Raw genomic sequence first — 20,720 nt, 5'->3', positions numbered from 1 at the left:
ACACAGTTTCGTTTCATATCTCTGTAATATTTTCTCACTCTATAACGGCCCGCCAAGCATGAATAAAAACGGGCCCTAATGTGCTACTTTTATCTCCATTAGCATCTTTTTACTTCAATGCTGAAGCGAGGTCATCTTTTGTCACTGGTTTTAACAGTGCACTGTCAATGCCTATTGATTTCATACGGTCCTCATTAGCTTCATGACCGCTGACGATGGTGATTGTCGCCTGTGGCACCGCTTTTTTAATTAACCCAGCTAATTCATAGCCGTCATAATCTGGAAGTGTCAGGTCCATCAATACATGGTCAAACTGCTTATCGTCGATTAACTGCAGCGCATCAGCCCCGCAGTATTCAACGTGAACTTGATTTCCCAAGTGAGTTAGGAAGAGTTGGAGTAACTCAGCAGCATCTTCGTCGTCTTCAATGACAAGCACACTTTTCCCTTTATCGTTTACTACTTCTTTGCTTGATGGCGACGATTTAATTGGCGCTTTAGAGCGCTCAGTGAAGCGAACATCTTCAGGCGCAAAAGGTTTTTTCATCGGCATGTTACTTACATGCTTCTCTACATTAGAAAAGGTATCTGGATGGCTAGCTGACAGGTACTTACCTAAAAGCTTAGCTAACGCGAGCTTATCGATAGGTTTACCGATAACATCATTAAAGCCTTCTTCTATTAGTGAGTCTCTAAGTCCTTTACGACTAGCCGCTGTTACTGCGACCACGGGTAGCTTTTGACCGTGTCGGCGTAGCGCATGTAATGCTTCAATGCCATTCATTACCGGCATGTGTATATCCATCAGAACCAAGTCAAATGGCGTGTCACTTTCATCGGCTTGAAGTACTGCTTCTAACGCTTTTACACCATTTTCGGCGAAACTAATATCAGCTTGAGACTGACTAACCAGGTGTCCTGTAAGTCGGCGTATTTCTCGCAAATCATCTACAATGAGCACACGTCCGCTAAGTTGTAAATTGATATGTCCTGATTCAACAGGCGCGATTTGCCCCAAAATGAGTTCGACTTTCGGCTGTAATGAGATATCGCCTGGGTCTATATCAAACACAAAGGTGCTGCCTTCACCAAGCTTAGAGCTAACGGCTATGTCACCACCTAGTTTTGTGACAAGTTCCTTGCAGATAGCTAGCCCAAGTCCTGCGCCGCCGTGATTAGCTCTCATCACATCTTCAATTTGCTCAAATGGCTGGAAGATATTTCTAAGCTTATCTGGTGGCATGCCTATTCCCGTATCTGCAACCGAAAAGCGCAGCTTAGCGTTTGATTGTGCATCGCTTTCGTCTAATGAAACAGTCAGCGTAATACTCCCTTTATCAGTAAACTTAACTGCATTAGAGATTAGGTTTAGTAATACTTGACGCAAACGAGTAGGGTCTGTTTTTATAAATTCAGGGACAGTAGTATCTGAAACAAGGTCGAGAAAAACACCTTTGTCTTTGGCGTTGAGTCGCATGAGCGAGTGGATGTCGGTCAGAAATGCCGTTAAATTGACATCTTTTACATTTAGTTCCAATTTTTCGGCCATAATTCGCGACATGTCCAACAGGTCGTTTAACAAACTAAGTAGATGTTTGCCGTTGGAATGAATAATCGAGAGTTCTTGTTGTATCTCTTGATTTTTTGCGTCGTCTATCAGCAGTTCTGTATAACCAAGGATAGACGTGAGTGGAGTGCGCAATTCGTGGCCTAGATGGGCCAAAAACTTGTCTTTCGCTTTGTTCTTTTGCTCAATTTTATTGCGTTCAAGACGCTCGTTTTCAATATCTCTGCGCACCATGGCATAGCGAATAGTGCGCATAAATCGCGGAGTTTCAATTTCTGACTTCTGTAAATAGTCAGCAGCCCCTGCACGCATGACCATTTCGTCAACGGCGGTATCCGACTGGCCAGTTAATATAACAACGGGTAAATTAATTTGATTAGATTTTAACGCGCCAAGTACATCAATGGCATTTTCCGCACCTAGTAGGTAGTCTAACAAGCACAAATCGAAGCTGTGAGTCTTAAGCACGTCAAGTGCATCAGCGCTGTTTGTCACCCAAGTTAACTCAAACTTAGGCGACTCACAATTTGCTAGATAATCAGAGGTTAAGAAGTAATCATCTTCGTCATCCTCAACTAACAGAATTTTTATAACCTCTGCCATCTAGAACCTCTTTACTCGTGTGGCAACTCTACAAACTCTATCCAGTAACGTCCGAGCGCTCGCATCAATTCTACAAGGCCTTCGAAGTTAACTGGCTTAGTGATATATGATGCACAGCCCAAGTCATACCCTCTTAACATGTCTTCTTCTTCTTTAGACGTGGTAAGAATAACAACCGGAATACTGCGCAACTTAGGGTCGTTCTTTAACTCTTGCAACGCTTCGCGACCATCTTTTCTTGGCATATTTAAATCAAGTAAGATTAAAGAGGGGCGTGGTGCTGCCGCAGGATCAGTATATTTCCCTTCGTGTCTTAGAAACTCTAAAAGCTCGACACCGTCTTCAACACAAAAAAGGTTATTTAAAACGCGGCTTTCTTTTAGTGCATCAACTGTTAGTAGGCGATCATCCTCGTCATCATCAGCCATAAGAATATTTATTGGTTGGGTCTGTTTACGCGTCATTGTGCTTTTCTCCGTTATTATTAGAGCCAAAAGGCTCGCTGTCTTTTGGTACTAGGATGGTGAATGTCGCTCCTTCTCCTTGTACGCTCTGTGCGGTAATTTGGCCGTTATGTCTTTCTACTATGCGTCGACATACCGCTAAGCCAATACCCGTCCCTTTATATTCAGTTCTTCCGTGTAAGCGCTGAAATGGCGCGAATATTTTTTCAGCAAACGACTGGTCAAAACCAATGCCATTGTCAGCGACCTTAATCTTCACCCAGTCAAACTCATCTGACATGACAATCTCGGCCAGCTCTGCTTCATCAGGCACTGAGCACGTCACGTTTACCTCAGGCGCTACGCCTTCGGGCTGAAATTTGAGTGCGTTGGAAATTAAATTCAAAAATAATTGTTCTATCTGAGTTCGGTCGCCGCGAATGATTGGCAAATGGTCCATGTTGACCTTTGCTGACTTCTCATCAATGGCAATTTCCAAATCACTTAGCACGCTGCTAAGTGCCTTATTTAAATCAACGTCGCCAAAGTCTTTGCCTCTTGTCGATACGCGTGAAAATGCCAGTAGGTCTGAAATGAGCATAGACATTCGCTCTGCTGCGTTTAGCATCCGAGCTAGAAAATCTTTACCTCTTTCGTCAATAACATCGGCGTATCCCGACTCTAACCGATTGCCGAATGCGCGGATTTTTCGCAAAGGTTCTTGCAAATCGTGAGAGGCCACAAACGCGAAGTCTTCAAGCTCTCTATTACTGCGCGCCAATTCATCTGAATACATGCTGAGCTCTTGTGTGCGCGCTTCAATGCGAGACTCCAACTGCTCGTTGATGTTTTCTAAGTCCTCTTGATACTTTTCGTGCTCACGAGTATTGATTTTGAGTAGGAGAAACACGGTAATGATTAACAAGAGCGTCGTTGCTGATGAAATTATCAGTGTATTGACTGAGTCTCTGCGTAAACTCATCAAATTTGCTAAATGCGTACCCTGCATGTCTCGTTCAGAGTCATCGATTTGCCTAAACAAGGCTTCAAAGCGTTTGTAGAGCTTAAAGCCTTTATCACTATTAACTAGCGCCAGTGCTTGGGTGTTGGCACCGGACTTAGTCAATTCAACCGCTTCAATCATTTCATTGATTTTTAGTCGCGTAAGCTCAAGAAGTTCTGATATACGTGCAGGTTGTTCTTCAATATCGGATGAGAAGGCGCTAACCTCAACCTCATCAATAAGTTCGGTTAACACACTCAATGTTTCGGTGTAATCGGTTAGATAGTCTTCATTGTCCGTTAGCATATAGCCACGTTGGCCGGATTCCACTCGCAGAACGGCAACGTGTAATCTGTTAACGGCATTTATCACTCTGTTGGTAGTAAATAAGCGAGCTTCAAGTGCTGACAAGTCATTTAGCGTACTAACCACGTAAAACGAGTTTGCGGTCATTACAACAATCACAAGTACAACGATAATAATCCAACTGTACAAGGATGAGAGTAATTTGGTGATCATCCATTTATTCCGAAATATTCACACTCATCGCTGAAGTAAGTTCAGCAAGAGTGTGACTGCAGTCTTTCGCACTGCTTATAATTTTATCTAACGCGGCTAGCGCTTTTTCTGGCGGAACTTCGCCATTAAGTGCCATTTTTACAAGCTCTGCTTGCATAGAAATACGATTTAAGGGTTTACGCGCATCGTGTACGAAAACACTAAGTTGAGAAAGCTCGTCATTAGTCATACTGATTACCCCTTGGTAACGGTTAATGCTCTAATCATCTTTGCTTAAGTCGCCGTAGGCGTGTAAACGGTTGTACAACGTTTTAGTACTGATCCCTAGCATTTCTGCTGCCATGGTTTTGTTGCCGTTTACTTTATCGAGCGTCGCATAAATCAACTCTTTTTCAACGTCTTCAATAGTCCGTCCTGCTTGCAGTGCTGGTGTAGTGCTTTGCTTTTGTGCAAATGGTGACTCTATGGTTTTTGGCAGTTCTATGTTTTGCTTTTCCGGGTCACTCATGATGGCGGCACGGTGCACAAAATGGCGTAATTCCCGAACATTGCCTGGCCAATCGTAGGCTTGAAGTGTATCTAATTGAGACTCTTCCCATTTAAAATTGGCACCATTGTCTTTGTTAAACTCTTCGATAAAGGTTTTAGCTAGCAACGGGATATCTTCTTTGCGTTCTCGCAATGGTGGAATAGTGATAGGAAATACGGCAAGCCTGAAGTAAATATCTTCGCGTAGCACCTTACTTTGGGCAATTTCTTCCATTGTTCGGTTTGTCGCTGAAACGACCCTACAATTTACAGGGATAGTCTTTGTTCCACCCACGCGAATGACAACCTTGTTTTCTAACACTCGCAACAAGTTAGGCTGCATATCAATTGGCATTTCGGTGATTTCATCAAGAAACAGTGTGCCGCCTTCTGCTTGTTCAAACACGCCTTCTTTTCGACCGACTGCACCAGTAAAGGCGCCTTTTTCGTGCCCGAATAACTCGCTTCCAATCAGTTCTTTAGAGAATGCACCGCAATTGGTAGCAATATAAGGTCCCTCGCTTTCTGAAGCGCGATGGATGGCGGCTGCAACCACTTCTTTACCTACACCACTTTCACCTAATAGCATTACGTTTGCACTGGTTTTACTCACTCGAGAGATCAGTTTGTACAGTTCCTTCATAACTGGCGACTCACCAATTAGAAGGTCAAAATGCTTCTCTATTTTATCTTCTGGTTTTACTTGAGCTTTGGGTTTTTGGCTTAATACAGCTTCTATTTCTTCGCGCTGAATGGGTTTGACGAGATAATCGATATTCGGGCCGCACAACCCTTTTATCACACCTTTAACAGAAGGGTGGCCGGTGATTAGCGTTACGCGTGGTCGCTTCGGCAACGCGTCAAGTTCATTAAACAAGTGTGCGCCGCTACCATCGGGCAGCATAAAATCGAGCAGAATGTGGTCGAAGGTTTCTTTTTCTAACCAACTGCGCGCTTCTTCGAGCGTAGCAGCAGTCAGTACTTCGTGACCAAGAAATTCAATTATCGTGCATGCCACTTCAGTAAATTCAGCGTCATCATCAACGAGTAAGATAGTTAGCACTTGGATGTCCTTCTCTTTTTATTCCATATATAGAAAAAATTATGGAACAATATCAACAAATTATTCTTATCATACGCTAACACAATCCGGTGGGTTAACGTATTTTATATTTAGCGTTTGACATTCTTGCCTAGCGAAAGAAAGGTAATATAAACCACTTTTTTGCCTTGATATTACGATTGCTTGGCGCCAAAACGCGCTAGGCACTAGTTTTATTGTAGGCATTATTAGCCAGTAGTAGTTATTGCTATTAGCATTTTCCATTTCTAGACTTTAGCGATTACCTTTAGCAATTTAGCAATTACCATTCCTACTGTTATACCAAGGAGCAAATTAAGCATATGGCATATTTTTCGCACAATTAATTCCAATATTAATGAGTACCTGTTTAAAGGAAGCAATGAGATAAATACTCAAAATGGGGGAGGCTGTAGTGTCTTAAATGTCTCACCTAGTGCCATTTTACAGGTTTGACAATACTCAAAGGAATTGAATATGTGGGCGAAAACAGCAGTAAGATCAATGACATTGTACGAGATGCTTGGGAAAATGCAGCCTCGTCGTAAACAAGATGTTTTTGAGTTTGGCGAATTTTGGGACGTGATGGAAAAGCGTGGATTCGGTCCAATGCTTGCGCTGCCATCTTTTATCGCGTGTACACCTATTGGCGCCATCCCCGGTGTCCCGTCAATCGCAGGTGTGACAATCTTACTCATCTCTTTGCAAATATTACTTGGTCGGCGTCATCCATGGTTACCACAAAAAGTAATGGAGCTAGAGTGTGAGGCAGATCAATTGCGGGTTATTGTTGAAAAAGTAAAACCGTATGCCGTCAGAGTAGATAGATTCCTAGTTCCTCGGTGCTTTTTTATGCGTCAGACCGTTTTCCGCTCGCTAATTGCTTTATGCTGCGTAGGTTGTGGTTTAGTAATGATTCCTCTGGAACTCATTCCATTTATGGGGCTAATACCTGCATTTGCGGTATTTATAATGGCAATTGGTATGGCCGCAGATGACGGCGCGGTGGCCCTTATCGGTGTATCAATATCGCTATTTGGTTTCGTTTTGGGCGGCGAGCAGCTCTCTGCTATCATCGCATAGTGATTCAAGCGTGCCATATATACGTACGTTCATCTATTCAGTAATAAACCTAGAAGTCGCTAGTACGTGGTTATTGGTCGCCAGCTGGTATGCTCATGTGTCGTGAATGAAATCACTCGACGGAAGGTTCATGGTCTGATAACGAAGTTCACCCATAAATGCCCTTGCTGCGGGGCCTAGCGAGTCACCGTCTTCAAATGACAGGTACAGCAACGCTTTGCGCAGTGCCGCGTTATTGTCTAGGGGGAGGGGTAACAAGGTTCCGTTGTCCAACTCTTCTTGAATAATAGCGATAGGGAGCCAAGCAAATCCCAAGCCTTGTGCAATGATATCAAGAGACGTTCGAACATGGCCTACCGTCCAGCGTTGCTCGGCACCCAACCAGCCCACATCAGCTTTGCGTTCAGCAGACGAATCTCGAACTACAATTTGTCTGTGTGCTTTTAAATCTTCCAAAGTCAGTGTTCTATTGAGCTGGTGCAGTGGGTGGTCGACATGCGCGACAGCAACAAATTCTATTTCACACAAGTCTTCGCTAAACCCTGTGGGAAAAACAAATGGTGAGATCCCTAAGTCAACTTTGCCATCATTAAGCAGTGCATTTGCGCCACTTAACACAGTTTCTTCAATCTCAATTCTGAGCAAAGGAAATTCAGCTGATACCTTCGCTAGCACGTTATACAAAAGCTCAGAAGGGAAAATAATGTCAACTGCAATACGCAATGTTGTTTCAGTACCCGATTGCAGACTACTGGCAACTGCTTCAAGTTTTTGCGCTTCATTCAGTAAAAACGAGGCGCGGCGATACATGAGTTCGCCCTGAGGGGACAGTTTGACCTTTCTTCCTTCATTTTCAAACAGCACAACACCTATGGCGTTTTCTAGTTTTTGTACGGCATGGTGCACACTAGACTGGCTCTTGTGTACTTCTGCTGCAGCTTGGTTAAACCCTCCGGCATCAACCACTGCTTTGAACATGCGCCATTGCTCTAACGTTGACTTAAGCATGAATGACCTTTTTTCAATTTGCTATTATCGCACTACATTAATGGGTCTTATAGCACAGCCTTAAATCAAATGTCAGCTTGGTTGATGTCTGTGATAGGGCATGTCACAACACTTACATTCTCATAACCAATATTAATTAGTTGCTCTGCTGCCAGCTTAGCGCGCATACCCGATGCACAATGAAGATATATTGGTGTTGACGCTTCTTTGACTTGTTCTAGCATTTTCATTTCAAGCACGCCTCGAGGAATATTGATGGCAGCTGAAACTGGCTGGCTGCTGACTTCACCGGGTTCCCTCACATCTATCAATAGTCCTTTGTTTTGTTGTATTTCTTGCGAAGCTTGTTGTGCAGTGACCATTCTTAAGTCGTATTCAATGTTCTCAATACGTGATTTCAAATCTATTAGCATGTTGATTCCTTAATGGTTAGCATGAATATACATTAGTTCATCCTAATGTATATTTGAGACATTTCCAAAACAATATAAACTATGGTTTTTCGTCGTATATATTGGCAACTTAGCAGATTGTCTTATACTTTAGTATAATAAGTGGCTAAGTTGAGCTGAGTTCACACAAATTGAGAGTGATTATGTCCGAGGATAGGGTTATTGGTTCAGACAATATGATGGAGCATGCATCAGAAGCTGAGATTTTTCTTAAGCAATTCGCCAACAAAACACGTTTAATGGTGTTGTGCTCTTTGCTTAAGGAAGAAAAGTCGGTCACGGAGTTACTTGATGTGGTTAGCGTGTCTCAACCTGTCATCTCCCAGCACCTAGCATTGCTTCGTGAATCAAAAATGGTGGCGACCAGAAGAGACGGTCAAACCATCTACTACCGTTTAGCCGATGAGCGGGTTAAGCGTCTTATCGCACTTATGTATGAATTTTTCTGCGAATAAAAAGGAGAGTATCAACAACTCTCCTTTATTCTTGTCTCTTTTTACTGAGAGACAGTGCTTATCTCTTTGCACAGTGCATCAATATAACCTGTCTCTGCCAACCTATCTTGATCGATCTCTGGCCTTTCGAGTAGTTCGTCATGGGTAAGTGAAACAGAAACATGATGTGCAGCCCAGTCAATTTCGTTGATATCTTTCGGTAATAGTGCAAGGTGTTTACCACCGGGCAGCCAATTATTGGTATCAACTACAATAGCGACAATTTTCCAACTAGCGTTGTCAATAATGAAATTGCTTATGTGACCTACATTGTCGCTTTTGGTAGCCACCTCATAACCAACAACTTCGCCACATGCTCTTAGATGATTCTCTTGTTTTTCGCTCTGTTGCTGTTGTTCTTCAGCGTGTTGCAGTTCAACCAGTTCATTTGGATGAGCAAACTCTCCCCATGCGCCTGGGCCAATCCAATAATAGCCGTAACCAAAATACTTAAAGAGGTTTTCTTCATACTCTCTTGAAACGGGCTTATGCTCGTCGATAGAGGGACTATTCTTTAGCGTTTCTACTGTCATATCGATATACACACTATTGTTTTCTGTATCGAGATTGACAACTGATATTGGTGAGATAACAACTTTTCGGCTAAGGGGAAGCCAAGTGTTTGTATCTGCGACGAGATATCTTACGGTGTATGTTTCATCATCGAAAAGTATGTCGCGTACTCCGCCAATTTTGTCATCAGTGGCATGGATAGCGTAATGGGTAAGTTGTTTTGAACTGGTGATCATGCTGGCAGTCTCCTTTACGTGACTTTTCATACAAGAGAGTGATGCTCTATGACAAGACAGCCACTTATACTTCACTCAGGCAAACACAGTCGCGCGGAATATAAGTGATAAGCAAACACACTCTAAGTGTAGACTTTCCTTAAGTTTTCACCATTTTGTTCGTGTTAGTTTGTGATATAGATCATAATCCCACAAACAAAAACGCCCACAAAACTGTGGGCGTTTTTTTGAATTGTTGTCGTTGCAACGCATAGCTTCCGTTGCTTAAAACGGGGCGTCCAACGCTTGCTTTTTATTAATCAAGCCACATCAAACTCTTCATCTGTATAATCATCATCAAAATCAGACTGATTACTTGCGCTACTGTGAAGCGTGTAAAAATGCTTTTTGCCTCTAGCAAGGCGAACATACTTCGCCCATGCTTTTTCTACACTATTCTCAGCGGGGACTTTACCGCTTATAAAGTCGACGAAATGACTTTCGTCGTCGCTTTCAGGACTAAGTTCTCCACTTTCAAGGCCCAATAAGGTTTTTCCATATTTCGTTAGCAAGTCTGCTTCTGTAATACTAAAGTCACCAGACTTTCGAAAGCCATAAGGGAACTTAAGACGATCGATAAATGGTTTTACTGAGAGTCGAATAGCTAAACTTTTCATGATGTACCCAACGTGATTGAATGTTCAGCGCACTTTTAAGTGAAATCCCAACGAAGATAAAACAAAAGATTTTTCTCTTATCAATAAAAAATTTTTAACTGTTTAATTTCTATCAATATTGTGTAGTTAATCGCGTTGAGTTGACCGATGTGTAGGCATTTCGCTTGCTTGATAAGCGGTATGAATTTTTGCTCGAACACCACAATTAAAATTTCTTATCGCTACGATGATTAAAATTCGTTTTCTATTTTTTTCGTTAGGTCAATAATTGAGAGGTGTTTACAACCCTTACCAATTAGAGAAATCAATGAGCAAAGACTATCGTTACCAGCGTGATGAATGGGACTCGGTAGAAGAGGACGACCTCCACGCTAAAAAGCCTAATGCAAAGCGTCAAAGCAGTGTGAAGGCAAAGCAGAAAAGAGATTTGCAACGCCGTGATAAGCAGCGTCGTCTGCACCAAGAAGAGTACTAATTAGCCGACTTGGTGAAATTTTGATTAAGCGTACCGTTTATGACGGTGCGCTTCTGTGCTTTTGTGTTTACTTGCCGTATCATCTGTGTCACTTTAAAAGTACCTTGATTCGGTTGTTATACAAGCATGGATATACGCTTTCTCACCACCTTTATAGAGGTGGCTAAAACTCGTCATTTTGGCAAAGCCGCTGAAAATTTATATCTTACTCAATCTGCGGTAAGTGCAAGAATTAAACTTCTTGAAGAGTACTTTCATACTACGCTATTTATTCGACAGCGAAACAGTATTCAACTGACTCAGTCGGGTGAGAAGTTACTTCCTTATGCAAAACAACTTTGTTCGACATTAAATGAGGCAAAACAAGAGCTTCAAATTCAGTCGTCTGAATATGTGGTGTGTGGTGCTACACAATTAGCTAGTGAGTTGCTTCTTCCTAAAATGCTAAGCCACCTTCACAGTAGCTTTCCAGATTGGTCAGTCAAAGCTGAAGTACTCACGTTAGACTCCTTGTCTAGACAATTGCACGAGCGTGTAACTGATATTGCGTTTTCTAGTGAGCCGTTAAAATCCGAAGAAGTTAACAGCGAGGTCATGCTAGAAAAAACACTTGCGCTTTATCGAGTAGGCGAAGTATCGAGTGAAGTGGAAGCGCAAGATTTTGTCGCTATAGATTGGGGGACCAAAGCGCGTGATTGGCTCTTAACTGCCTATCCCCAGTTAAGAGATGCTAAGTTGCGCACTAACTCTTTAAACTTGGCTATCAATAACTTGACGAGTGAGGGCGGTGTAGCTGTGCTGCCGGTGGGGGTAGAGTCTCAATTTCCAAAAAATGCGAAAGTTACTTTACTGCAAACACTAGACAGCATTTCATTTAGTGTCTATGTACATACCATGAAACAAGTAAGGCGAGTTGGATTGCCTGAAATCATTGAAAGCGTTACCCAACATCATTAATAGGAATTCTATGTCTGATTTACACCCGTTGCTTGAAAAGAATGCGTTTCAGCGTTTGGAAGCGAGCTTGGCGACTATCAAAAAAGAACAAAAGTTATTTATCCTTAAAGACGAGCATGGCTGCGTCATGCTTACAACAGACGAAGAAGATGGTGTGCCGGTATGGCCAGATGCTGAACTGGCTCTACTATGGGCGACGGATGATTGGGAACATTGCGAGGCCATGGAGCTTTCTAGTGAGGAATTTCTTACTAAGTGGGTTCCCGGTATGACTCAAGACGAGCTTATGGTTATCGTCTGCCCAGTTCCTGCTGAAGAAGGTGAGGTGATAACCCCCGAAGAATTCGCAGAATATTTGTAAGGTGATCCCGATGACGTGGACGGCGTTTAAAACAAGGTCTACGTTATCGTTTAAACTAAACGGTAGACATTGAGAACCCGTTCAAAACGGAGCTGACTAGTGTTTACTGAGCCACCATCGATGAATAGTCTTTTTGCACTCAAACCCAAGCCGCATTCCTTAAGCAAGCCATTGACGAAGATGCTGATTGGGCCGAGATTATTGATCAACTTAATGCTCAACTGCATGCCGAATAAGTCACTACGATGTCGCACGTTTAATGATTTTGTGAAAATGGAGTAATTAAGGCTTGTTGTCCCCCAGCGCTGATGATTTGTGGTTTGTTCCACTTGGTGGAACAGGTGAGATTGGTATGAATCTCAATTTATACGGACATAACGACAGTTGGTTGATGGTGGATTGTGGCGTGTCATTTGACGAACCGCTAACACCTAAACGCACAAATGATAATGTGACCTCAAGCCATCAAAGTACAACGTCCAGTCAGGTCACGCATAGAGTAGTAGCACCCGATCCGAGTTTCATTGCCAATCAGAAAGACTCACTTGCTGGCATTGTTATTACCCATGCCCATGAAGACCACGTGGGGGCAATACCCTATTTGTGGCAGCGATTTCAAAAACCTATTTATACCACAGCGTTTACCGCTGAAGTGCTACGACGAAAGCTTGCGCGCAGTAAACTCGCCAACAAGATACCAATCGTTGAGGTGAGTGCCAACGAGACGGTTAATATAGGACCGTTTTCCGTTACATGGTTAGCCATTACCCACTCGTTACCAGAGCCATTTGCACTTAAGATCAACACGACGGCGGGTACGGTATTGCACACTGCTGATTGGAAAATTGATGCCAATCCCATTACCGGGGAGCCTTTTGATGCAACGCTCTATAAGCAACTTGGTAAAGAACGCATTTTAGCACTAGTCGGCGATTCTACTAACGCACCTAAGCCTGGCTTCTCTGTTTCTGAAGGTAGTTGCTATGATGGTCTGTTAAGTACTATATCAGCGAAAAAAGGAAGGGTAATTGTAGGCTGCTTTGCAAGTAATGTCGCAAGGCTTATTTCTCTAGCCCGCGTTGCACAAAAAACAAACCGGTACCTCGGTCTATATGGCCGCTCATTATTGAACATGTACGCAATAGCAAAGCTTCAGGGTATTTGGCCCGACGATCTTTCTATTGCCGATCCTCAACATCTTGGCTATTTACCCGCCAATGAAGTGCTTGGCGTGGCCACGGGGAGTCAGGGCGAAAAAAATGCCGCATTGGCACGATTAGCCAAGGATAACCACCCTCATTTGCAATTGGAAAAGGGCGATACGGTGATATTCTCATCAATTGTCATCCCGGGGAATGAGGAAACAGTGGGCCGTCTTACCGCGCTTCTTGAAACTAAGGGCGTTGAGGTGATTCACAGTGAAAACAGTACCTTGCCAATTCATGCAAGTGGTCACCCTTGTGCTGAAGAAATAAAGTTAATGTATCATTGGGTGAAACCTGAAATAGCGATACCCGTTCACGGAGAGCACGAGCACTTACAGGCGCATGCTAATATTGCTCGCGAATGCGGTATACAAAAACATTACGTAGGGCGTAACGGCGACCTTTACAGACTTGCTCCGCAACCCAGCATTCGAAGACAAGTAATTAAAACAGGAAGGATCCCTCTTGCCCAAGACTAAGTTGGGAACTTGCGAGTTTACGCGACAAGAGGGTAGGCGTTATTTACAATAAATCGCTAGCAATCATAGAGTTAAACTTACTATATGCTGCGTAATTTTGATTGCTTTCTTTTCTGCCCAAGTCAAAAACATTCTGTTACACTTGTACGCATAATAACAATTCAATTACGTCGACTTTTGGTATGAGCCGTTTTATCTACCTAATTCTTTTACTTTTTTTAGTTGTTCTTAGTGCTGAGGCATCGCCGCGGCTGTCAAACCCTGTCTTTCAATCTTTATCGACTAAAAACGGTTTGCCACAAGATGTGGTGAACGACATCGTGGTAGATGATGACGGCTTCGTTTGGATAGCGACGGAAGGAGGCGCTGTAAGATGGGATGGCGTTAGAACGAAAAGAATAAAAGGGCCTAATAATACGCTTATCGACTCATCTATTTATAAACTCACGTTGCAAGGTGACAAAGCGCTATGGTTTAGCGTTTACGGACAAGGTGTTTTTTACTTAGATCTTAAAACACAAGACATCGTTCAAATTGAACCTAAATCATACCAAGAACTAGAAGAGTTTATTCAGCACGCTGAGTTTTTTCATTGGCAAGATGAAAACAATCTCATCATTTCTTTGGGGGAAGAGGTCCAGCGTTTTAATACGAAAACTAAAACTGTCGAGACTATTGCAAAACTCAGCAGTACTGCCATTGAAAACTACCATAGCATCAGAGCAGCCATCACTCTCGACAATACATTATTAGTTGCTACTACAACGGGACTATTTAGTAACGACTTAACCAATCCAGATTTAACCTTAGTACCAGTAGAATATCTCAATGGTATTTCCCCAACATTGGATAATGAAAACGCTAAATTTCTGATGTTAGATAGCAGTGAGCGCGTGTGGCTTACTACCGTTGAAAACGTGTTTGTGGCTGATAAAAAAGCATTGCTTGAGCAAATTAATGAAGGTCAAAACAACGCATTTGAACTCGTTATCGATCAGCTGAACGTGTGGACGATGGAGCAAGCTAAAGACGACAGCTTTTGGCTTGGGACTAACAGGGGGCTATATTCACTTACCAAGACAGCGAGTGGATGGGCGCAAGTTCATATTTTAGAGCCACACAATGGTTCAACATCTATTTCAGATAAAAAGATTACGTCAATCGCAAAAGACGAGACAGGTAATATTTGGTTGAGTTCTATCTATGCTGGCGCGCTCTACTTTGGCGTAAAAAGCGCAGATATTTTTACTATTCAAAATGAGCGTCATGCAAAAGAGCAATTGCTAACCAGTCACGTTACTTGGGCGTTTGCGGAAACTGAGCCAAATAAATTGTGGATTGGTACCTCCAACGGTTTAAATCACTACGACTTCGCTACTGGCAAGTCAAAGCAATACTTAACGAGTGACTCTCCTTTAAGTTATATAGGGGAAGGCTCAGTTGAGCGAATTATCCCGACAACTGACGATAAGCTATTTTTACAAACTTATGACGGAATACGCCTGTTTGACCCTTCAACGGGCGAGTCGCAGCGCCCACAAGTGTTAAGTGGTGGCGAAGAAGAGGTTTTTGATGCTTACAGTGCGGGAACGACACTAGCAAGCGACGGAACTCTTTATTTTGTTGGTAACGAAGATTTTTTGGCCTACGACACAACGTTAAAGTCGTTGCGCGACATGGAGTTAGACCCTCGTGTTTTTGATATAAACTTTACACAGGGCTTTTTGGGCGAGTCAGTTTATCACGGCGGCAGATTGTTCTTATCAACCGAAGGGGGGTTGTGGCTTATTGATCCCAATACCTCTTCCCATGAACTCGTTTATCGTTTTCCTGAATCACAACGTGGGCGTGACCGCTCTATATCATCATGGGTAATTGATGACACTGGTGTATTGTGGCTTGCCTATAATAGCGTTGGATTGGTAGGACTTGATGTCGATACGTTTGAGCCGCTTTATAACCTAAACGATAGCAACCTTTTGTTATCCAACATTGTATATGGGTTACAAAAAGACGACGGTGGAAATATTTGGTTCAGTTCGCACAAAGGACTTCACAAATATGACCCTGCCACAGGTCAAATTAAGAACTTTATCTATGGTCGCGAACTCAGTGTGTCTGAGTTCAACCAAGGTGCGTCGCTTAAGCTGAACGATGGGCGTTTGGCGTATGGCTCAACCAGCGGTGTTGTGGTGTTTTCGCCTGCACAACTAGAAAACATTGAAGCCAGCCGAGGCCTTATTAATAAGCAAACCGCCATTACGCAAGTTTCGGTAGATAATCGAGAACTTAGGCAACCGCTATTGAATTTGAATGGACATCACTTCGACCTTGAACACGAAGATTTTGGGCTTACTATTCATTTCTCATCCCTTGCAATGTCGGGAATTGGAAAGGTAAAGTACTATTATAAATTGCTTAAAGATCAGCGGATTGTAACTGAAGGTATTACAGAAGACGCTAAAATTACATTTGCGAATATTGAACCAGGCGACTATGTCTTCTCAGTGTCACCGACACCGGGCAGTTTCGATTTTACCGTGCTTCCCGCCGAAATTTCAGTGTCTATGCCTTACGCACCGCTTCGTTCTCCTTTGGCATACGGAATTTATACCGCGCTATTAGTTGGGCTGTTCGTAGCGTATTTATTATCCCGTCAGCGTCAACTATTCAGACTTCACAAAGCCCAACATCAAGCCACATTATTTAGCGATGCGTTTAGGCAGACCCGAGATTGGGTGTTAATTTTCGATGCCGAGAAGCGTTTGGTTGCGGCTAACCCAGCATTCGAGCAAGTATTTGGTTTCAACAAAAAAGAGCCATTACCTAAACAACTTGCAAAACTCTATTTGCGATATCCTACGCTTAATCGCCAGTTATCAGCCAAGCTACCGGATTTACAAGGTGGCGACTTCTGGAAAGATGAAGGCGTCATCGATGGTGCAGATGGCAAGCGCTATGATGTATTAATTGATATCACCGCAGTAAGTGGTGAAAGTAATGTGCCAGAGCACTATTTAATTGTTATCTCGGATATTACTGAACAAAAGAATGCAGAGCGTAAGCTACTTAAAATAGCGACTTATGACAGTTTAACTGGATTGGTCAATCGTACTTTACTATTAGACCGGCTTGAACATGCTATCGCGCTGGCTCGCCATCACGAGCATCGCGTTGCGGTCATGTTTGTAGACTTAGATAGATTCAAGGGCATAAATGATTCTCTTGGTCACGATTATGGCGACAAATTACTGCGAATTGTGGCAAACCGAATGCGTAATTTAGTCGCTGACTCCGGTACCGTCGCGCGTTTAGGTGGCGACGAATTTGTTATCGTTATCGAAGAAGTAACCAACGAAGATGACTTGAGTTCTTTCGTTGGGCAAATTATAGAGTCAGTAGAGACACCTATTTCACTTGCTGAAGAGGTGCTGCGCGTATCTTGTAGTATTGGTGTTGCGTTTTACCCTGACGATGCATCTGAACCAGCAGAGCTGATTAAGCAGGCTGATGTGGCGATGTACACAGCCAAAAAAGATGCATTGAGTGGGTTTACTTACTTTACGCGAGATATGAATGAGCGTGCAAAAACACGTCTGCAGTTGGAAAATAAAGTAAAGCGCGCGTATTCAGACGATACTTTTTACAATCATTATCAGCCTATTGTCGATGCACGCACGAACAAAACGGTAGGGGTAGAACTTCTCTTACGGGGAAGGTTGGACGATGAGCCGTTGTTCCCTGACCAGTTTATTCCCGTGCTTGAAGAGCTAAAGTATATAATTGAAGTGACTCGCAAAGCCATGCGTCGTGCAGCCAGTGATTTATCACAGTGGTATTCAAGTGGTTTTGATGGGTATGTTTCAATCAATCTTTCGGCCATGCACTTCAAGACCGAGTTTGATTTAAATAGTGTCTTTGGATTGTTGCAGGAATTTGACTTACCTAAAGAAGCGTTTCGTTTTGAGATCACCGAAGGTGTATTGATGGATGACACTGACAATGCGCTTAGGCAAATCCAGCGTTTCGTTGATGAAGGATTTATATTGGCACTTGATGATTTTGGGACGGGATATTCCTCGTTGAGTTATCTCAAGCGCTATCCGCTTTCGGTACTAAAAATAGATAAAAGCTTCGTAAATGAAATGGCACCGGGTAATGCCAATGAAGCACTTGTAGCAACAACTATTTCGTTAGCGAGCAGTTTAAATATGAGTTGCGTAGCGGAAGGCGTTGAGTCGAAAGACCAAGTTGAGGCGCTTTTGCGTAAAGATTGTTACTTCCATCAGGGCTATTTTTATGCGAAACCCTGCTCGGCAGAAGACGTCACGCCTCTACTGTTTAAGCAGTGGACTTGAGTAAGCCACAAGGGTGAATCAAGTGATAAGACCATCATGAAACAAAAGCCGAAACTATAAAAAATTTAAATTCTAGCCGTTAAGCCACGTAATTCGTCGCATAGAATGTAAACGCTTGTTTAAAAAGCTTGTCATTCAAAGAAAAATAAGGCTTATTAGAAGTCTGTGAAATCATTGTAAAAATGAGCTACATTATAACAACAAATGAGTGACCTATGCCGCTAGATATGACAGCAAATGCCAACAGCACGGAAGTAATTAAATCGCCATTGACTATGTTGTACCACTGGGAACAAACCCGTGGTGACGACGTCTTCTTAACACAGCCCATAAAGGGCGAGTATCATGACTTTACATGGAAGCAGGTAGCAGAGCAGGCACGCACAGTCGCGGCACGTTTGCGTGAAATGGCATTTCCTGCTGGAAGCCGTATAGGGATTTTCTCGAAGAACTGCGCAGAGTGGTTCATTACTGACCTTGGTATCATGATGGCAGGTCACGTTTCTGTACCTATTTTCTCTACAGCCGGTCCTGACACAGTGCAATATGTGTTGAAACACGCTGACGTGAAATTATTGTTTGTGGGTAAATTAGATAACACTGCAGAACAAGTCGCTTCAATTCCATCTGAATATTTAACCGTTGCTTTCCCTTATCCGAATATTGCTACAAAGCAGCAGTGGGACGAGTTTATGGCTATCGCGCCTATCACTGACTCGCCGGTGCAAGATATGGATGACATCATGACCATTATCTACACCTCGGGCAGCACTGGTCAGCCTAAAGGTGTAGTCCATAGCTATAATACGGCATGTTGGGCAGCACGACGTTCGTTAGACCAACTGGGTATCAATGAAAACGACCGCACTATGAGTTATTTGCCGCTAGCGCATATTACCGAGCGTGTGTTGGTTGAACTGTCGAGTTACTACAGCGGCGGTAAAATCCATTTTGTAGAAGACTTGTCGACGTTCCAGCGTGATGTTGGTCATTGCCAGCCAACGCTATTTATTTCTGTACCGCGTTTATGGACGAAGTTCCAAATGGGTGTATTGGCGAAGATGCCACAGAAAAAATTAGATACGCTGCTTAAAATTCCATTTCTTAACAAGATTGTAGCGAAGAAAATTCGCAATGGGCTTGGGATTAACAATGCTCGCTTATGGGCAAGTGGTTCTGCGCCACTAGCGCCAGCGGTTATCGAGTGGTTTGCAAAAATCGGTATTAATATCTCAGAAGGGTGGGGTATGACTGAAAATAGCGCCTATGGTACCGGCAGCGTTCCGTTTAGACACGACAAAATAGGCTGCATTGGCAGACCTTATGACGGCGTTGATATTCGCACGTCTGAAGAGGGCGAAATTCAAGTTAAGTCTCCGTGTAACATGCTTGAGTATTACTTAGAGCCAGAAAAGACAGCAGAAGTCTTTACCGAAGATGGCTACCTTCGCACTGGGGATAAAGGTGTTATTGATGCTGACGGGTATGTGAAAATAACGGGTCGTCTTAAAGATATCTTTAAAACGGCAAAGGGCAAATATGTGACGCCAGCGCCTATCGAAGCTAAGTTTATGGAAAACCCAGTTGTTGAGCAGGTGTGTGTAACCGGTACTAACCTACCTCAGCCTGTCGCATTACTTGTGCTAAGTGAGGAAGCGCAGAAGAAGGACAAGGCTGAAATTGAAGCGAGCCTGAAGAAAACATTTGAGGCAATAAACGCTAAACTCGAAAGTCACCAAGTTATGGACCGCGTTGTGGTAATGAAAAATGAATGGAGCATTGAAAATGATCTACTCACTCCAACGCTTAAAGTTAAGCGACACGTGCTTGAAGAGCGCTTTGAAGACATTATTCAAGGAACATACAGCGACAAGTTAGTTTGGGTTGACGCCTAACACAGTACCTTGGTTAAAAAAGGCTCTACAAATGTAGAGCCTTTTTTTTTGACTAAGCACTTAGGGTTTAAGCAGAAGGGTAGCGAGACTTCAGCCCTTCGTAAACCAGGTCGCTAAATTCAGCCTTAGACAAGTCTAATTCATCCATCACTTCAACAAGGTGTTCGTTGTCCTCTCTGCCTTGCCAAACTTTAATATAACTTCCCTCTTTATAGCCGTTGTCTTGGCGGAAGAAGTTCAACACGTTTTTACCCACGTATTGACGATAAAGTTCGTCAGCAGACATGTCGCATTGACCAACGATAAACATAAAAAGAGGAACACTAAAACGTTTAGCAGCACACAAGCCAGTCATTAGCTCTAGGTTATCAAGTAACGATTGGTTCGATGCATCGTAGTCTTTACCATCAAACGTGACAGTGGTATTGCCACTTGCTAACTGGGCAGCAATGCTCTGTGCTGAAGCCGAAATGTCACCTTTGTATTCTATGATGCAAGCGCTTAATGCGAAATGCCAGATATCAACAAGTTCCATCTGAAGTTGTGGCAAATCTTTTTGCTGCGCCTTCCACCATTTCCAACCGTGATGTTCTATTGCTTCTACAGACTCCACCATTGCGGCACGCAGATACCCATATCCTGCGTTCAGCCAATCAGGATTGACTTTAGAATTCATTTTATCTTGTAGGTTTAACATTGTCGCAAGCTGTTGTGCGGTTAACATCGAAACTCCTGAGTTGATGGTTAGAGCAAATTAATAAGAGCGATTGTACTGTAATGGGCGCTTTGGCAAAAGCGCTTTGC

General features: G+C 43.0%; 18 protein-coding genes and 1 pseudogene. 9 read left to right on the top strand and 10 right to left on the bottom strand.

The window, feature by feature from the left end; genetic code table 11:
• Nucleotides 1–109: 109 nt before the first annotated feature.
• From OZ660_RS11865 to OZ660_RS11845, 5 genes are read right to left on the bottom strand one after another with little or no spacing between them, the layout of a single operon-like run.
• Nucleotides 110–2,170 carry a response regulator gene (locus OZ660_RS11865; protein ID WP_274741048.1) on the bottom strand — a complete coding sequence of 687 codons (2,061 nt, stop codon included), beginning with the start codon at nt 2,168–2,170 and terminating at the stop codon, nt 110–112.
• Nucleotides 2,171–2,181: 11 nt separating this feature from the next.
• Nucleotides 2,182–2,634 (bottom strand): response regulator, encoded by a 453-nt coding sequence (locus tag OZ660_RS11860; RefSeq protein WP_226432662.1) that lies wholly within the window; start codon nt 2,632–2,634, stop codon nt 2,182–2,184.
• A complete protein-coding gene (locus OZ660_RS11855) occupies nt 2,624–4,135 on the bottom strand; it encodes a sensor histidine kinase (protein WP_274741047.1) in 1,512 nt (503 codons plus the stop codon). The genes OZ660_RS11860 and OZ660_RS11855 overlap by 11 nt, the downstream gene beginning before the upstream one ends.
• Before the next feature lie 4 nt (nt 4,136–4,139).
• Nucleotides 4,140–4,364 carry a hypothetical protein gene (locus tag OZ660_RS11850; RefSeq protein ID WP_159626005.1) on the bottom strand — a complete coding sequence of 75 codons (225 nt, stop codon included), beginning with the start codon at nt 4,362–4,364 and terminating at the stop codon, nt 4,140–4,142.
• 30 nt (nt 4,365–4,394) lie between these two features.
• Complete coding sequence (locus OZ660_RS11845) at nt 4,395–5,726, bottom strand: sigma-54-dependent transcriptional regulator (protein WP_226432665.1); 1,332 nt, start codon at nt 5,724–5,726, stop codon at nt 4,395–4,397.
• A 495-nt stretch (nt 5,727–6,221) separates the two neighbouring features.
• Between OZ660_RS11845 and OZ660_RS11840 the strand changes: the two genes are divergently transcribed.
• Nucleotides 6,222–6,827, top strand: a complete 606-nt coding sequence (locus OZ660_RS11840) for an exopolysaccharide biosynthesis protein (RefSeq protein WP_226432666.1) — start codon at nt 6,222–6,224, stop codon at nt 6,825–6,827.
• Between the two features lie 93 nt (nt 6,828–6,920).
• Here OZ660_RS11840 and OZ660_RS11835 read toward each other — a convergent pair whose 3' ends face one another.
• Both OZ660_RS11835 and OZ660_RS11830 read right to left on the bottom strand, forming a co-directional pair.
• On the bottom strand, nt 6,921–7,835 hold the full coding sequence (locus OZ660_RS11835) for a LysR family transcriptional regulator (protein ID WP_159626002.1): 915 nt from the start codon (nt 7,833–7,835) through the stop codon (nt 6,921–6,923).
• A gap of 65 nt (nt 7,836–7,900) precedes the next feature.
• Nucleotides 7,901–8,248 carry a rhodanese-like domain-containing protein gene (locus OZ660_RS11830; protein ID WP_202261775.1) on the bottom strand — a complete coding sequence of 116 codons (348 nt, stop codon included), beginning with the start codon at nt 8,246–8,248 and terminating at the stop codon, nt 7,901–7,903.
• A 182-nt stretch (nt 8,249–8,430) separates the two neighbouring features.
• Between OZ660_RS11830 and OZ660_RS11825 the strand changes: the two genes are divergently transcribed.
• A complete protein-coding gene (locus OZ660_RS11825) occupies nt 8,431–8,742 on the top strand; it encodes an ArsR/SmtB family transcription factor (RefSeq protein WP_202261774.1) in 312 nt (103 codons plus the stop codon).
• A 41-nt stretch (nt 8,743–8,783) separates the two neighbouring features.
• Here OZ660_RS11825 and OZ660_RS11820 read toward each other — a convergent pair whose 3' ends face one another.
• Complete coding sequence (locus OZ660_RS11820) at nt 8,784–9,530, bottom strand: PRC-barrel domain-containing protein (RefSeq protein ID WP_274741046.1); 747 nt, start codon at nt 9,528–9,530, stop codon at nt 8,784–8,786.
• A 299-nt stretch (nt 9,531–9,829) separates the two neighbouring features.
• On the bottom strand, nt 9,830–10,186 hold the full coding sequence (gene maoP / locus OZ660_RS11815; RefSeq protein WP_274741045.1) for a DUF413 domain-containing protein: 357 nt from the start codon (nt 10,184–10,186) through the stop codon (nt 9,830–9,832).
• A 307-nt stretch (nt 10,187–10,493) separates the two neighbouring features.
• Between maoP and OZ660_RS11810 the strand changes: the two genes are divergently transcribed.
• The 7 genes and pseudogenes from OZ660_RS11810 to OZ660_RS11780 all read left to right on the top strand — a co-directional run bounded on the left by OZ660_RS11810 (nt 10,494) and on the right by OZ660_RS11780 (nt 19,916).
• A complete protein-coding gene (locus OZ660_RS11810) occupies nt 10,494–10,661 on the top strand; it encodes a hypothetical protein (RefSeq protein ID WP_202261771.1) in 168 nt (55 codons plus the stop codon).
• Between the two features lie 126 nt (nt 10,662–10,787).
• Nucleotides 10,788–11,618, top strand: coding sequence for a LysR family transcriptional regulator (locus OZ660_RS11805; protein ID WP_274741044.1), 831 nt, complete (start codon nt 10,788–10,790; stop codon nt 11,616–11,618).
• A gap of 10 nt (nt 11,619–11,628) precedes the next feature.
• On the top strand, nt 11,629–11,979 hold the full coding sequence (locus OZ660_RS11800; RefSeq protein ID WP_202261769.1) for a DUF2750 domain-containing protein: 351 nt from the start codon (nt 11,629–11,631) through the stop codon (nt 11,977–11,979).
• Between the two features lie 131 nt (nt 11,980–12,110).
• A pseudogene (locus OZ660_RS11795) lies at nt 12,111–12,215 on the top strand (DUF2789 family protein); the annotation flags it as partial.
• A gap of 53 nt (nt 12,216–12,268) precedes the next feature.
• On the top strand, nt 12,269–13,663 hold the full coding sequence (locus OZ660_RS11790) for a ribonuclease J (protein WP_274741043.1): 1,395 nt from the start codon (nt 12,269–12,271) through the stop codon (nt 13,661–13,663).
• A gap of 182 nt (nt 13,664–13,845) precedes the next feature.
• Nucleotides 13,846–18,021, top strand: coding sequence for an EAL domain-containing protein (locus OZ660_RS11785; RefSeq protein WP_274741042.1), 4,176 nt, complete (start codon nt 13,846–13,848; stop codon nt 18,019–18,021).
• A gap of 215 nt (nt 18,022–18,236) precedes the next feature.
• Nucleotides 18,237–19,916, top strand: a complete 1,680-nt coding sequence (locus tag OZ660_RS11780; RefSeq protein ID WP_274741041.1) for an AMP-binding protein — start codon at nt 18,237–18,239, stop codon at nt 19,914–19,916.
• A gap of 67 nt (nt 19,917–19,983) precedes the next feature.
• Here the strand turns inward: OZ660_RS11780 and OZ660_RS11775 are convergent, their stop codons facing one another.
• Complete coding sequence (locus OZ660_RS11775; protein WP_274741040.1) at nt 19,984–20,640, bottom strand: dUTP diphosphatase; 657 nt, start codon at nt 20,638–20,640, stop codon at nt 19,984–19,986.
• Nucleotides 20,641–20,720 lie beyond the last annotated feature (80 nt).

This window comes from Alteromonas sp. 009811495, from assembly GCF_028865455.1.
Taxonomy (GTDB): Bacteria; Pseudomonadota; Gammaproteobacteria; order Enterobacterales; family Alteromonadaceae; genus Alteromonas.
This window is presented reverse-complemented; position numbering and strand designations above follow the sequence as displayed.